Raw genomic sequence first — 13,499 nt, 5'->3', positions numbered from 1 at the left:
GGAAGCCGCACTGACAGCACTACAAAATCAAGAATAAAATAGGAGGGAAAATATGGAATTTCCATCTAACATCAAATATCATGCCGAACATACATGGGCGAAGGTCGAAGGAGATGTCGCTATCATAGGTATTACCGACCACGCTCAGGACCAGTTGGGAGAGATCCTCTATGTGGATTTGCCGGATGCGGGCAAAAAAATAAAACAGGGCGAAGTTTTCGGCAGCATCGAGTCCGCCAAAGTGGCGTCGGATTTATATGCACCTGTAAGCGGCGAAGTCATTGAGGTTAACGGCGAACTGGAGGATAGCCCCGAGTTGGTAAACGAATCTCCTTATGAAAAAGGCTGGATGATTAAGGTAAAGATTGCAGATCCCGACGAACTTGACAATTTGATGGATAGTACCGCGTACGAAAAGAGTTTATAATTTCGCACAAGCCACTTGAAAAAGTGGCTTGTAAAATTTATTTATTTTAAGGGTGGAATATATATGCGAACATGCTCGGTTTATTTTAAACCGCAGGGAAAGACCGTGGAAGTGGAAAAAGGTACCAGCCTCATGGATGCGGCGCAAAAAGCGGGGGTATTTTTAGACGCTCCGTGCGGGGGAAAGGGCCAGTGCGGCAAATGCAGGGTGAAAGTAATCGAAGGGGAACATCGTTATCAGCCTTCCCGTCTTATTGCCCGCCAAGAAGAAGAGAGCGGCATAAGGCTTGCCTGCCTTACGACTATAGAGGGCGATATGACAGTGGAACTCGTGCAAACCGTCGGCGTTGATGATATAATAATAGAAGATATTACATCAGATTCAATAAAAAAATCGAGGGTAGAAAAAGCCGTTCAGGCTCTGAAAGACTCCGGCATAAAGCTTCAAAACAGCTTCAGATCGATAGAAATAAAAATTAAAGAACCCACTCTGGACGACAATATTCCGGATTTTGAGAGAATCGCAAGGGAATTAAATCCATTGATGGAATCAAAAAAACCGGACTGTTCGGTGGAAGTTTTGAGAAAAATGCCGCGGATAATCAGGGAAGCTGGTTTTGATGTGAATCTTGTGCTTCGTGAAGATGAAAAAAACTATGAGATTCTAGACATAACGGCGCAGAAGGAAAGGAAGATATACGGCCTTTGTGTGGATATAGGAACCACCACTGTCGCAGCCTGTCTCGTTGATTTATATACCGGTGAGATCGAAGCCTCGGCCAACTCCGGAAACCTCCAAATGCAGTACGGCGCGGATGTCATAAGCAGGATAATTCATTCCACAAAGCCCGGCGGCCTTGAAAAACTTCAGGATGCCATAGTGCAGGGTAATGTGAACAAACTGATAGAACGCATGATGGAAAAAAAGGATTGCAGGCGTGAGGATATAGTCAGTTCCGTTTTTGCCGGCAACACGACGATGACCCATCTATTCTTAGGCGTGCCCGCCGAAAATATAAGGCTTGAGCCATATATCCCGGCGTTCAGAAATTCACCGGTTTTCAGAGCGAAAGAGATAGCCCTCGATATCAATCCAAACGCTCCGGTTTACGTTCTCCCCAATGTGGCAAGCTATGTGGGGGGAGATATAGTATCTGGAGTTTTGGCAGCAGGGTTCTGGAATAGTGATGAAGTCACGCTGTTCATGGATCTCGGTACAAACGGCGAACTGGTGTTGGGAAACAGAGAATGGATGGTGACGTGCGCTTGCTCTGCGGGGCCGGCCTTTGAGGGTGGAGACATCAGCTGCGGCATGAGGGCAGCTCTTGGCGCCATAGACGGGGTCAGAATCGATGAAAAAACTTTTATACCCAATGTAAATGTAATAGGAAATACAAAACCCTCGGGCATATGCGGTTCAGGAATAATAGATTTGATAGCAGGGATGTTTTTTTCCGGCATAATCGATGGAAAAGGCAAGATAAAGCAATTTTCAAAGAGTTGCAGGATACGGTTCGACCGGACTGCAGGATGCCGCGAGTATTTGCTGGTGCCTGCAAAAGACACAGCCCACGGCAGGGATATAGTGATAAACGAGATTGATATCGACAATTTCTTGAGGGCAAAGGGCGCTGTTTATTCCGGCATAAAGACTCTACTCAATAGCGTGGGGCTTGGCATGGAAGATATAAAAAAGGTAATAGTGGCGGGAGGAATAGGCCAGAACCTGGACATTGAAAACTCCGTGCAGATAGGTTTGCTGCCGGACATAGACAGGAGCAGGTTCGAATTTATCGGTAACAGCTCGCTTACAGGGGCATATCTGTGCCTCATCAGCGATGAAGCGAGACATAAAGCACGGCAGATTGCCGATTTGATGACTTATATCGAGCTCAGCGCGGACCCCGCTTATATGGAAGAATTCGTCAGCGCATGCTTTTTACCCCATACCGACATAAGTCTATTCCCCAGCGCTCAGGCACGTATATAAATATAGAGTAGTGAAATGAGTCAGGGTGAGTCAGGGGACGGTTCCTTGACTCACTTTTGAGTCAAGGAACCGTCCCCTGACTCACTGACTCACCCGACTCACTGACTCAACTTCAGAGAGGAGGTTTGAACCATGTGCGATCACAATCATCCATCTGCAGGCGATCCTAGACAGGACAAAGACATAGAAACCCTGCGCATACTCCTGGCCCATTGGATAGAGCACAACAAGTCCCATGAGGAAAATTTCAGAGAGTGGGCCGACAAATCCGAAAAACTCGGAAAAGCAAAGGTTTCGGAGATGATATCAAAGGCAGCGGACTCACTTAATGCCGCAAGCCTGTACCTATTGGAAGCAAAAAAACACATCTAGACAATAAGACGAAAATGTTGCAAAATAATAATGAAAATAATGGCAGGGGTGAAAAGCATATGTGCGAATCCAGGGTTTATCTTCTGGAAGACGGCATTGAAAAACCGATCATGGAAAATGTGATTTACATCGAGCCCCAGGACGGCAGGGTATTCATGTATGACCTCCTGGGCGAGCAGAAGATAGTGGATGCGGTGATAAAAGAGGTCAAGCTTCTCGAACATAAGATAATACTGGAGAACAGGAAAGATAAAAAATGATAGTGGCAGTAGTAGACGGCATGGGAGGAGGAATAGGCGCTCAGGTCATTGCCCTGTTGAGGCAAGACCTGCCGCCGGATATAAAGATATATGCCCTGGGCACCAATTCCACCGCCACCACAAACATGATGAAGGAAAAGGCCAATAGGGGAGCCACCGGGGAAAGCGCCATCGTCTACAGCATAAAAAAGGCCGATGTGGTGGTGGGTTCCCTGGGTATTGTCATACCCAATTCCATGATGGGGGAAATCACTCCTAAAATCGCCGAAGCCATAGCATCCTGCAGCGCCAGGAAAATCCTTATACCCATCATGGATAACGAGGATATAACCCTGCTGGGCATTGAAAAAAAACCGCTGTTTTTATCCATTAAAGAAGCAATAGAGAAGATAAAAGGGCTTTTATGAGGTCTATAACACAATATACTTTTGATGTGATTAAATAGCCATATTTTATCCGGGGGTCGAAAAGCTTGAGCATACGAATGGGTGTCATCGGTCCGAAAGATTCCATCGAGCTCATAAGATCTGTGGCGGAAGAGTATAATGGTGAATTCACCATTATTGAAAAGGTTTATGAGAGTTATGAGGAATTGGAAAATCTGAAAAGTTTTTATCGGGATCTGGATACGTTACTGTTCAGCGGCCAGGCTCCTTATTTTTGGGTAAAAACCAGGGAGAATCCAGATATTCCCATGGTATATATCCCGAGAAACGGCACCTGCCTGTACAGAGTGCTTTTTGACTTATACCGCGATAAAGTAGATGTGTCGGCTTTGAGCTTCGATACTATAAGCAAAGCTCATATAGAGGAAACTTATAAAGAGCTGAAGCTGCCGCTATGTGAAGTAAACACCATCGATTATGACCGTTATCTTCCCTATGACGAAATCATAGATTACCACGTGAAACTATGGAAATCGAAAAAAACAAAGGCTGCGGTAACATGCCTTCAAAAACCTTATGAAGAGTTGAGCAGACTGGGGATCTTAACATACCGTATATTTCCTACCCGGTCCATAATAAGACAAGCTCTTGAAAAGGCGCTGTTATATGGAGAAAGCGCCAGATTAAAGGAAACCCAGATGGCCCTAATTCTTGTACGGGCTGAAGATGTAAATGAGATGCTTCATGAACGGTCAAACTATCAGGTTCAGCGGCTCATGCTGGACCTGCAGCAGATTCTGCTGGATTACAGCGAGCAAAACCAGGCTTCTATAGTAAAGACCGGTGATACTGAGTTTATGCTGGTTACTACAAGGGGAAGCCTCGAGGAATCCACAAATCTTTTTTCGGGATCGCCGCTTTTAAAAAGTATCAGAGCCAATTCTCCCCTGCGGGTTACGGTGGGTATAGGATTTGGTCGCACGGCCAGAATAGCGGAAAGCAATGCCAGGACGGCCCTTTCCCTTTCGGCCCGGGAAGGCGGCAACTGTTGTTTCTTAATTGCGGAAGAAGGAAAAGTTATAGGTCCCATGCGATCAGAGACTTCCTCGTGTTCCGGGGAGCTTGACATGGACCTGGAAGACCTTGCAAAAAAGCTTAACATGAGCATTTTAAACTTACGAAAGATTAAATCTGCTCTCCGCCATATCAATAAAACCGGGATAACTCCCCAGGAACTGGGAGCTGCAATGAATTTAAGCGAGCGAAGTGCCCGCAGGATTCTATCTCAAATGGAAAAAAAGGGAGCTGCGAGAATTGTGGGGAACAGGGCTCTGTATGACAAAGGGCGGCCCAGATTGATATATAAAGTTTTGATATAAAATCTAAGAAAAAAGTGGGAACACCCCACTTTTTTTATATAAAACCTGACATGAAAGAAGGAATTTTAAATTTTTGATAGAATATATTTAGTCAAAATAAAAGGTCATATGACCGAAAAATGACCTAAAAGGAGGGTTATTGTATGCTGGAAAAAAATAAATCCACTGCTGTAAAGAAAGGAGGTTTTGAGAAAGTCCTCGACTGGATAGAGCGGGTTGGTAACAAACTGCCGCATCCCTTTATTCTTTTTGTCTATATTACCATCGCACTTATGATTATTTCCGCGGTACTTGCTTCAGCGAAGGTATCGGTGGTAAACCCCGGCACTCAAAAAGTGGTTGAAGCCAAAAGCCTCCTAAGTGCTGAAGGTATCCGCTGGATGCTCCAGAGCGCCCTTAAAAATTTCACCGGTTTTGCTCCGTTAGGGCTGGTGCTGGCCATGCTCATGGGTATAGGTCTGTCAGAACAGGTTGGCCTTCTTTCGGCATTCATGAGAAAGACCATGTATGGAGCCCCGCTTTGGGCTATCAGTATGGCTGTCATGTTTGTGGGTATTAATGGCAACATAGCATCCGATGCTTCGGTCGTCATTATTCCGGCTCTGGCGGCCAGTGTTTACCTATCTTTAGGCAAGAATCCGCTGGTGGGTCTGGTGGCTGGGTATGCCGCCGCATGTGCCGGGTTTTCCGCAAACCTCATTATCGTGGGTACTGACGCTCTGCTGGCCGGTATAACTCAGGAGGCCGTAAAGATTCTCGACCCGAAAATGCAGGTCAATCCTTCGATAAACTGGTATTTTATGATGGCATCTACAGTAATATTTACAATTGTGGGAGCATGGATTACCGACAGGATCATTGCTCCGCGGTTGGGAGATTACAAGGGCAATGCAAAAGTTTTGAAAAACAATGACCTGACACCTCTGGAAAACAAGGGGTTAAGAAATGCAGGACTTGCAGCACTGGCGTTTTTGATAATCCTCGGCATTTTTGTTATACCGCAGGGAGCAATTCTTCGCGATCCCAAAACCGGTGGCTTGATACCTTCACCTTTCCTGTCCGGTATCATCCCCATTTTGATGCTTTTCTTCATAACCATTGCCGTGGCCTATGGAAAGACCGTGGGGACTATAAAGAAAGCCGATGATGTACCAAAACACATGGCGGAAGCCATGAAGACCATGTCCGGTTATATCGTCCTGGTATTTGTCATAGGGCAGTTTGTGGCATATTTTGACTGGAGCAATATAGGCGTCATTTTAGCTGTAAAGGGTGCCGATTTTCTTAAGAATATAGGATTTACCGGTATTCCTCTGATTCTTGGGTTGATCCTGCTGTCAACCATCATAAATCTTTTCATCGGCAGCGGTTCTGCTAAGTGGTCAGTGCTGGCTCCCATTTTCGTGCCGATGATGATGCTGCTAGGATATTCTCCGGCGCTTACTCAGGTAATATACAGGATAGGGGATTCCTCCACGAATCCGGTTTCTCCGCTGTTCCCGTATTTCCCCATTGTATTGGGGATGGCTCAACAGTATGATGAAAATACCGGTGTTGGAACCATTATTTCTCTGATGATTCCTTATTCCCTGATATTCCTGGTGGTCTGGATTTTGCAGTTGTTCGTATGGATGGCATTAAAGTTACCTTTAGGTCCGGGTGCGGGAATATATATGTAAGATTTTATACAAAGAATAGCAATTAACCAATTAAAAATGTCTTATACTGGAGGATATAAAGTGTTGGATTCAAAGCAATTAGATAAAGAAATTTCCGGGAGAATCAATGAAATAATTGACGATATAATTAAAATAAGAAGGACAATCCATCAAAATCCCGAGCTGGGTTATGAAGAGTATCAAACTTCAGAGCTGGTTGCAAGAAAGCTTGAATCCTATGGCATAAAAGTGGCAAGAGGCGTAGGCGGCACGGGGGTTGTAGGGCTTCTTGCCGGGGCAAAACCCGGCAAGACCCTGCTCCTTCGGGCCGACATGGATGCCCTGCCCATTCAGGAGGAAACAGGGCTCCCCTTTGCCTCAAAGATCCCGGGGAAGATGCACGCCTGCGGCCATGATATCCATACCTCGGTGCTTCTGGGAGCCGCCCGGGTACTGTCACTATACAGGGACCGCATTTATGGCAACATCAAATTCATGTTTCAGCCTGCCGAAGAGTGCAGTCCCACCGGCGGCGCCAAAAAGATGATTGAAGATGGGGTCCTGGAAAATCCGAAAGTAGATTTTGCCGTAGCTCTGCACGTATGGCCGGACCTTCAAGTGGGGCAGCTGGGTTTTAAAACCGGTCCCGTTTCTGCCCGATCTGACAGGATATTCCTTAGGGTTCTGGGGAAATCGGGTCATGCTTCGGCACCCCATCAGGGGGTTGATACCATAGTGGCCTCTGCCCAGGTGATATCAAGCCTTCAGACCATAATTTCCAGGCGGATAAACCCCAGGGACAGTGTCGTTATCACAATAGGAAGGATCCAGGGAGGGGATCGTTACAATGTAATTTGCGATAAGGTGGAGATGGAAGGCACTGTAAGAATCATGTCCCCGGGCTATGATGATAAGATTCCCGAGCTTATCCGGCAGGCGGGCGAGGGAGCTGCAGCATCGGTGGGGGCCAGGTTTGAAATGGATTATATTAACGGCTATCCCATGACCATCAATGATGAAGCGTTGACAAAGAAAGTGGAAGATCTTATAAAGAAAAGCTTAGGTGAAGGCGCTATAAAAGAAATACCTCTGGATGCCGGGGGAGAAGATTTTTCGTTTGTTTCTCAAAAGGTACCTTCGGTATATATCAAACTCGGCTCATCCCTTCCGGTTTCCTCGGAAGATGTTGGTTTTATTCCTCTCCACAACAGCAGGGTTATATTTGATGAAGGTTGTATATCCGTCGGTATCAAAACCTTCGGCATAGCGGCGCTGGGGCTCATGTCCGAACGGGAGGGAAAACATGGAGAATAAAACCATAGTCAGTTCCATTGAAGATAAAATCATAGAGTACCGCCGGGATTTCCACAGATACCCGGAACCGGGCTGGCTGGAGTTCCGGACTTCCGGCAAAATAGCGGCGATTTTGATGAAGCTGGGGTATGAAGTGAAGCTTGGGCATGAAGTTGTCAAAAAAGAGGCGGTCATGGGCAGGCCCCATGATGAGGATATCGCAAACAATGTGGAACGCGCCGTAAAAGAAGGTGCTGACCCGGAGATACTAAAGAGAATGGATGGCTTGACGGGGGTCGTGGGAATCATGGATACCGGCCGGCCGGGGCCGGTCCTGGCTTACCGGTTCGACATCGATGCGGTGGAAGTGGATGAGGCAAAGGATTATAATCACAAACCATATAAAGAGGGGTTTTCTTCCACACATCCCGGCGTGATGCATGCCTGCGGCCATGACGGCCATGCAGCCATAGGATTGGGCCTGGCGGAAGTGCTCACCCGACTGAAACCCGAGTTTACCGGGATGGTTAAGCTCATCTTTCAACCCGCCGAGGAGGGAGTAAGAGGCGCCAGAGCTATGGTGGAGGCGGGAGTGGTAGATGATGCTGATTATTTCCTGGCACTGCATATAGGTTTTGGAAATTCCAGCGATATAGGAATCGCAGCCAGGACCGGCGGATTTCTCGCTACATCGAAACTGGATGTGGAATACCGCGGCAGAGCCTCCCATGCCGGAGCCACACCCCAGGAGGGGAAAAATGCATTGCTGGCGGCGGCCACCGTTGCTCTTAACCTCCATGCCATAGCTCCCCACAGTGATGGCACCACCAGGGTAAATGTTGGGGTTCTGCAGGCAGGCACCGGGAGGAATGTGATTCCCGATAGGGCTGTCATCAAGCTGGAAACCCGGGGGGCCACCACGGCGCTGAACGATTATGTGAAGAAGAAAGCATTAAAAATAATAGAGGCCGGTGCTGCCATGTATGATATCGATTATACGGTAAACGAAGCAGGAAGTGCCATGAGCGCCGAAGGCGACGAGGAACTGGCATCTATGATAAAAAGTATCGGCCGGGAAATAGGAGTTGAACATATTATAGATAAAGGTTCTGTGGGTGGCAGCGAAGATGCCACGTATTTCATGGAAAGAGTCCAGACCAGGGGAGGTAAGGCTCTTTATTATCAGGTCATAACTCCCATAGTAGCAGACCACCACAGCAGCCGTTTCGATTTTGACGAAAGGGGGCTTTCCCTGGCGGTGACCCTCCATGCGGAAATGGCGAAAAGGTTGCTTAAAAGGGCTCATTGATAGTCATGTCCCACTTTAAAGCCCATGAAGTGGCAGGATTCGGTGGCACAATAAAAAATCTTGCCATGGGCTGCGCACCGGCCGCCGGAAAACAGCAGCAGCATTCCACGTTAAAACCTGTGGTAGGAGAAAATTGCCGGGCATGCCAGTCGTGCTTAAGAAATTGCCCCGAACAGGCCAGGCGGGACTTGCCGCCAGCACCCTGGGTGACGCAAACAGTGGCCTTGCGCCTGGAGAAGATAAATTCAAAGCCGTTCACCCTAAGACCAACGGCCTCATCCAGCTCGAATACGGCGAGAAGCTGGGCATGGGCAGCAGGGATTATAAGCTGGTGGAATTGTAAAGACAAAGCCTTAGCTATTGTAGTTGCGCCAAAATAGTGTTATAATGAAATCATAATGCAACTATGATAGGAGGGTGACAAAATGGCAAGTTTAACTATACGCAATATACCGGAAAACCTTCTTGAACGACTGAGGAGTTTGTCGGAAGCCGAACGCAGAAGTTTAAACAGCGAGATTATAGTTATTCTTGAGAAAAGTCTTAGAGAATACACATCGAATTTTGATAAAAATGTTATTTCTACTGAAGCCCAGGTTGAATTATGGAACAAACTAGCGGGTGAATGGGAAGATTCACGTTCTACCGAGGAGATTATCGGTGATATTTTATCTCGCCGTACACCTGGCCGTGAGGTGAAATTGTGATTCTTTTAGATACGGATGTCTGTATTTCCCTGCTTCGAGGGAACAAGACTATCATAGAGAAAAGAAAACAATATCCTGACCAAACTGCCGTGTCATTTATGACTGTTGCTGAACTGTTCTATGGTGCGGAGAAATCCGGGAATCCCGCAAAAAATAAAAGCCTTGTTGAACAGTTTCTTATTACAGTTAACATTATAAATTCAAATAGGGCGATAATGAAAAGATTCGGAAGGTTAAAGGCAAGTTTGGAGAAAAGCGGAGATGTATTAGCAGATGCGGACCTTTTTATAGCCGCTACAGCACTCGAAACCTGCGATCTACTTGTGACAGGCAATGTAAAGCACTTTAGCAGAATAGGAGAGTTAAAACTCGAGAATTGGATACGATAAAATGAAATATCAAAACCAGCATAACAAAAAATTCTGGCGGGCCAAAATAGCCCGCCAGTTTTAGGTGCGCCATCTATGCGCCATATATGGGCGAGTTTTTGCAGTAAAAGTTTGATATAGGCTGCTAGCAGCGACCATCAGTTAAACAGTAATCGATTATCTTCCTTCAAAAGCCCTGATGTACATTTCTTTTATTTCGCTAATTAAAGGATATCTCGGATTAGAAACAGTGCATTGGTCGTCAAAGGCCTGTTCTGACATTTCATCAAGGCTTGCGTAGAAACTTTTTTCTGAAACGCCTGCTTCTTTAATTGATTTCGGTATATTTATTTTTTCCTTGAGCTCATCTATTGCCTTTATTAAAAGCTCGACTTTTTCATCTTCAGTACTGCCGCCGAGATTTAAGTAATCGGCAATTCGTGCATATCTCCACTTTATGTTAGGATATTTATACTGTGGAAAAGCTGTTTGCTTTCTTGGATTGTCTACAGCGTTAAATCTTATGACCTCATTAATAAGCAGTGCATTTGCGATACCGTGAGGGATGTGGTGTATGGCCCCAAGCTTATGTGCCATGGAATGGCATACTCCAAGAAAAGCATTTGCAAAAGCCATGCCAGCCATGGTTGAAGCATGAGCCATCTTTTCTCTTGCTTTTTCATTAGTTGTACCTTCATTATATGCCTGTGGCAGGTATTTAAATATGAGCCTTGCAGCCTCGAGTGCAAGACCGTTGGTGTATTCCGAAGCCAGCACAGAAACATAGGCTTCTATTGCATGTGTGAGCGCATCTATCCCTGATGCGGCGGTAAGCCCCTTTGGCATATTCATCATGAGTTCTGTATCTACGATTGCCATGTCAGGTGTTAATTCATAGTCTGCAAGTGGATATTTTATTTTGGTCTTTTCATCAGTAATAACTGCAAAAGGTGTAACTTCTGAACCTGTACCGGCTGAAGTCGGAACTGCAACCAGCATAGCCTTTTTACCCATTTTAGGAAATCTATACACCCTTTTTCTTATATCCATAAACCTCAGCGCCAGGTCTTCGAATCTGACTTCTGGATACTCATACATAACCCACATAATCTTTGCGGCATCCATGGGCGATCCTCCGCCCAGGGCGATGATAACATCCGGTTCAAACGCTTTCATGAGTGCAGCGCCTTTTTTGGCACAGGCGAGAGTGGGGTCGGGTTCTACTTCAAAAAATACGCTGTATTCAATTCCTATTTTTTCCAATACGCTAGTAACTTTTTCTGCAAAACCAAGTTCAAATAAAATTTTATCAGTTACGACAAATGCTTTTTTCTTATCCATTTCTTTAAGCTCTTTGAGTGCAGTTGGAAGGCAGCCGTATTTAAAATAAATTTTTTCTGGAACTCTAAACCAGAGCATATTTTCTCTCCTTTCGGCAACGTTTTTTATATTGAGCAGATGCTTTACCCCAACGTTTTCCGAAACGGAGTTTCCGCCCCATGAGCCACAACCGAGAGTCAGAGAAGGTTCAAGTTTAAAATTGTATATATCGCCTATGGCACCCTGGGATGAGGGCATGTTTATGATGGTTCTTCCGGTTTTCATAACCGCACTGAATTTTTCTACTCTATCCCTGTGCTTTAAAGTATTTGTATAAAGCACAGAAGTATGGCCAAAGCCGCCGTGTTTTACCAGTGTTACTGCTTTTTCCAAAGCTTCGTCGAAGGTTTTTGCCCTGTACATAGCAAGCACTGGCGAAAGTTTTTCATATGAGAAAGGTTCATCCGGTTCCACAGATTCAACCTCACCGATTATAATCCTTGCACTGGTTGGAATTTTTATACCTGCCATTTGTGCAATCTTTTGAGGACTTTGACCTACTATATTAGGATTTATTGAGCCATTTACAAGAATAAGCTTTCTGACTTTGTCTATTTCATCGGGTTTTAATATATAAGCTCCGCGTTCAATGAATTCTTTCTTTACCTCATCATAAACTTCATCAAGTACTATTACAGACTGTTCTGAGGCACAAATTACGCCATTGTCAAAGCTTTTTGAAAGCATTATTGAGTTTACCGCCATTTTAATATGAGCGCTTTCATCAATTATGGCAGGAGTATTTCCAGCACCCACGCCTATTGAAGGCTTTCCTGAAGAATAAGCAGCCTTTACCATACCCGGGCCGCCAGTGGCCAGTATAAGGTCACATTCCCTCATGACCATCTGGGAAAGCTCCAGTGACGGTTCATCTATCCATCCAATGATATTTCTTGGGGCGCCTGCTTTAACGGCAGCGTCTAGGATTATCCTTGCGGCTTCAATTGTGGATTTTTTGGCGCGCGGATGTGGTGAAAATATTATTCCGTTTCTTGTTTTTAAGGCTATAAGTGATTTAAATATAGCTGTAGAAGTGGGATTAGTGGTGGGGACGATTGCGGCAATAACCCCTATTGGTTCTGCAATTTTTGTCAGCCCAAAAGTCTCGTCTTTTTCAATTACCCCGCAAGTTTTCTCATCTTTGTATTTGTTGTAGATGTATTCTGATGCAAAGTGATTTTTTATAACCTTGTCTTCGACTATTCCTATTCCCGTTTCTTCAACTGCCATTTTTGCAAGGTAAATTCGTGCGTCATTAGCAGCCATGGCAGCCTGTCTGAAAATTTCATCTACCTGTTCCTGGGTGAAGGTTGAATACTGTCTCTGCGCTTCACGCACTTCATTGATTTTTTTGAGAAGTTCTTCCTGATTTGAAACTGTCATTTGAAACACCTCGCAGGTATGTTAAAATTATAACAAACTTGTTTAAAAAAATATAGGATAAACGATGGAAGGCTTGTCAGACAAGCAATTTGACATGCTTAAGCATATATTGTCAAAAACTAAATTTATTTAATACCACATTATTATTGTATGATTAATTTGTTACCATTTTCACAATCTAATTATATACGAGTTTTTTAGAAAAAGCAATACCTAATTTTGAATTGTTTAAAAGATGGTGTAAAAGCATCAACATAAATGGTATTACCGGACTTATCTGTGCCCGATATAGTTACTGTTTTTGTCTTTTCATCCCAGCCGACCTTTGCCCCCAGGCTTTCGGATATAAACCTTACCGGCACCATGGTGCGGCCGTCTTTATTGAGGTAAGGCTGCTGATTCGGGAAGAAAATTTCTTTGCCGTTGACGTTCACAGTCATGTCTATGACGGTCAGATCGAAGGTAGAGGAAATCCCAGCGGCTTTGACGGCAAATTTCAGAGTCCCGGTGTTTGCAGCTCTCGTAGGCAAGTTTTCCCGAAGATGTGCCGCTGCTTACCGGTTCCGGGTGTGTCACTAAGGAAAAGGA

General features: G+C 45.2%; 13 protein-coding genes and 1 pseudogene. 12 read left to right on the top strand and 2 right to left on the bottom strand.

Translation table 11 applies throughout. The features are described from left to right. Window positions 1–52: 52 nt before the first annotated feature. From gcvH to AC6I1H_RS05255, 12 genes and pseudogenes are all read left to right on the top strand, one after another. Window positions 53–427 (top strand): glycine cleavage system protein GcvH, encoded by a 375-nt coding sequence (gene gcvH / locus AC6I1H_RS05310; RefSeq protein ID WP_497739926.1) that lies wholly within the window; start codon window positions 53–55, stop codon window positions 425–427. 63 nt (window positions 428–490) lie between these two features. Then, window positions 491–2,416, top strand: a complete 1,926-nt coding sequence (acsV, locus tag AC6I1H_RS05305) for a corrinoid activation/regeneration protein AcsV (RefSeq protein WP_497739925.1) — start codon at window positions 491–493, stop codon at window positions 2,414–2,416. Window positions 2,417–2,548: 132 nt separating this feature from the next. Then, window positions 2,549–2,788: a DUF8180 domain-containing protein gene (locus AC6I1H_RS05300; RefSeq protein WP_497739924.1), complete on the top strand. Its 240-nt coding sequence runs from the start codon at window positions 2,549–2,551 to the stop codon at window positions 2,786–2,788. Window positions 2,789–2,847: 59 nt separating this feature from the next. Beyond that, window positions 2,848–3,048 carry a CooT family nickel-binding protein gene (locus tag AC6I1H_RS05295; RefSeq protein ID WP_497739923.1) on the top strand — a complete coding sequence of 67 codons (201 nt, stop codon included), beginning with the start codon at window positions 2,848–2,850 and terminating at the stop codon, window positions 3,046–3,048. Further along, window positions 3,045–3,455: a DUF3842 family protein gene (locus AC6I1H_RS05290; protein WP_497739922.1), complete on the top strand. Its 411-nt coding sequence runs from the start codon at window positions 3,045–3,047 to the stop codon at window positions 3,453–3,455. The genes AC6I1H_RS05295 and AC6I1H_RS05290 overlap by 4 nt, the downstream gene beginning before the upstream one ends. 65 nt (window positions 3,456–3,520) lie before the next feature. Continuing rightward, entirely contained in the window at window positions 3,521–4,813 is a 1,293-nt protein-coding gene (locus tag AC6I1H_RS05285; protein ID WP_497739921.1) for a hypothetical protein, read from the top strand. A gap of 143 nt (window positions 4,814–4,956) precedes the next feature. After that, window positions 4,957–6,492, top strand: coding sequence for an AbgT family transporter (locus AC6I1H_RS05280; RefSeq protein WP_497739920.1), 1,536 nt, complete (start codon window positions 4,957–4,959; stop codon window positions 6,490–6,492). 60 nt (window positions 6,493–6,552) lie between these two features. Further along, window positions 6,553–7,785 (top strand): M20 metallopeptidase family protein, encoded by a 1,233-nt coding sequence (locus tag AC6I1H_RS05275; protein WP_497739919.1) that lies wholly within the window; start codon window positions 6,553–6,555, stop codon window positions 7,783–7,785. Then, on the top strand, window positions 7,775–9,073 hold the full coding sequence (locus AC6I1H_RS05270; RefSeq protein WP_497739918.1) for an amidohydrolase: 1,299 nt from the start codon (window positions 7,775–7,777) through the stop codon (window positions 9,071–9,073). The genes AC6I1H_RS05275 and AC6I1H_RS05270 overlap by 11 nt, the downstream gene beginning before the upstream one ends. Further along, window positions 9,067–9,416 (top strand): annotated as a pseudogene (locus tag AC6I1H_RS05265) (DUF362 domain-containing protein); the annotation flags it as partial. The gene AC6I1H_RS05270 and the pseudogene AC6I1H_RS05265, both read left to right, overlap by 7 nt. An 82-nt stretch (window positions 9,417–9,498) precedes the next feature. Continuing rightward, a complete protein-coding gene (locus AC6I1H_RS05260) occupies window positions 9,499–9,780 on the top strand; it encodes a FitA-like ribbon-helix-helix domain-containing protein (RefSeq protein WP_497739917.1) in 282 nt (93 codons plus the stop codon). Then, window positions 9,777–10,169, top strand: a complete 393-nt coding sequence (locus tag AC6I1H_RS05255) for a PIN domain-containing protein (RefSeq protein ID WP_497739916.1) — start codon at window positions 9,777–9,779, stop codon at window positions 10,167–10,169. Before AC6I1H_RS05260 ends, AC6I1H_RS05255 begins: the two co-directional genes overlap by 4 nt. A gap of 156 nt (window positions 10,170–10,325) precedes the next feature. Here the strand turns inward: AC6I1H_RS05255 and adhE are convergent, their stop codons facing one another. Continuing rightward, window positions 10,326–12,911: a bifunctional acetaldehyde-CoA/alcohol dehydrogenase gene (adhE, locus tag AC6I1H_RS05250; protein ID WP_497739915.1), complete on the bottom strand. Its 2,586-nt coding sequence runs from the start codon at window positions 12,909–12,911 to the stop codon at window positions 10,326–10,328. 197 nt (window positions 12,912–13,108) lie between these two features. Then, window positions 13,109–13,441 (bottom strand): copper amine oxidase N-terminal domain-containing protein, encoded by a 333-nt coding sequence (locus AC6I1H_RS05245; protein WP_497739914.1) that lies wholly within the window; start codon window positions 13,439–13,441, stop codon window positions 13,109–13,111. Between the last annotated feature and the right edge of the window lie 58 nt (window positions 13,442–13,499).

It is taken from the genome of Biomaibacter sp. TOL, from assembly GCF_059717795.1.
Note: the sequence above shows the minus strand (reverse complement) of the source record. Positions and strands in the feature narration are given on the sequence as shown.

Bases quoted from the DNA above. Each gene is read 5' to 3' on its own strand.
- gcvH (WP_497739926.1), top strand. From the start codon at position 53: ATGGAATTTCCATCTAACATCAAATATCATGCCGAACATACATGGGCG.
- AC6I1H_RS05260 (WP_497739917.1), top strand. From the start codon at position 9,499: ATGGCAAGTTTAACTATACGCAATATACCGGAAAACCTTCTTGAACGA.
- acsV (WP_497739925.1), top strand. From the start codon at position 491: ATGCGAACATGCTCGGTTTATTTTAAACCGCAGGGAAAGACCGTGGAA.
- AC6I1H_RS05295 (WP_497739923.1), top strand. From the start codon at position 2,848: ATGTGCGAATCCAGGGTTTATCTTCTGGAAGACGGCATTGAAAAACCG.
- adhE (WP_497739915.1), bottom strand. From the start codon at position 12,911: ATGACAGTTTCAAATCAGGAAGAACTTCTCAAAAAAATCAATGAAGTG.
- AC6I1H_RS05290 (WP_497739922.1), top strand. From the start codon at position 3,045: ATGATAGTGGCAGTAGTAGACGGCATGGGAGGAGGAATAGGCGCTCAG.
- AC6I1H_RS05280 (WP_497739920.1), top strand. From the start codon at position 4,957: ATGCTGGAAAAAAATAAATCCACTGCTGTAAAGAAAGGAGGTTTTGAG.
- AC6I1H_RS05300 (WP_497739924.1), top strand. From the start codon at position 2,549: ATGTGCGATCACAATCATCCATCTGCAGGCGATCCTAGACAGGACAAA.
- AC6I1H_RS05270 (WP_497739918.1), top strand. From the start codon at position 7,775: ATGGAGAATAAAACCATAGTCAGTTCCATTGAAGATAAAATCATAGAG.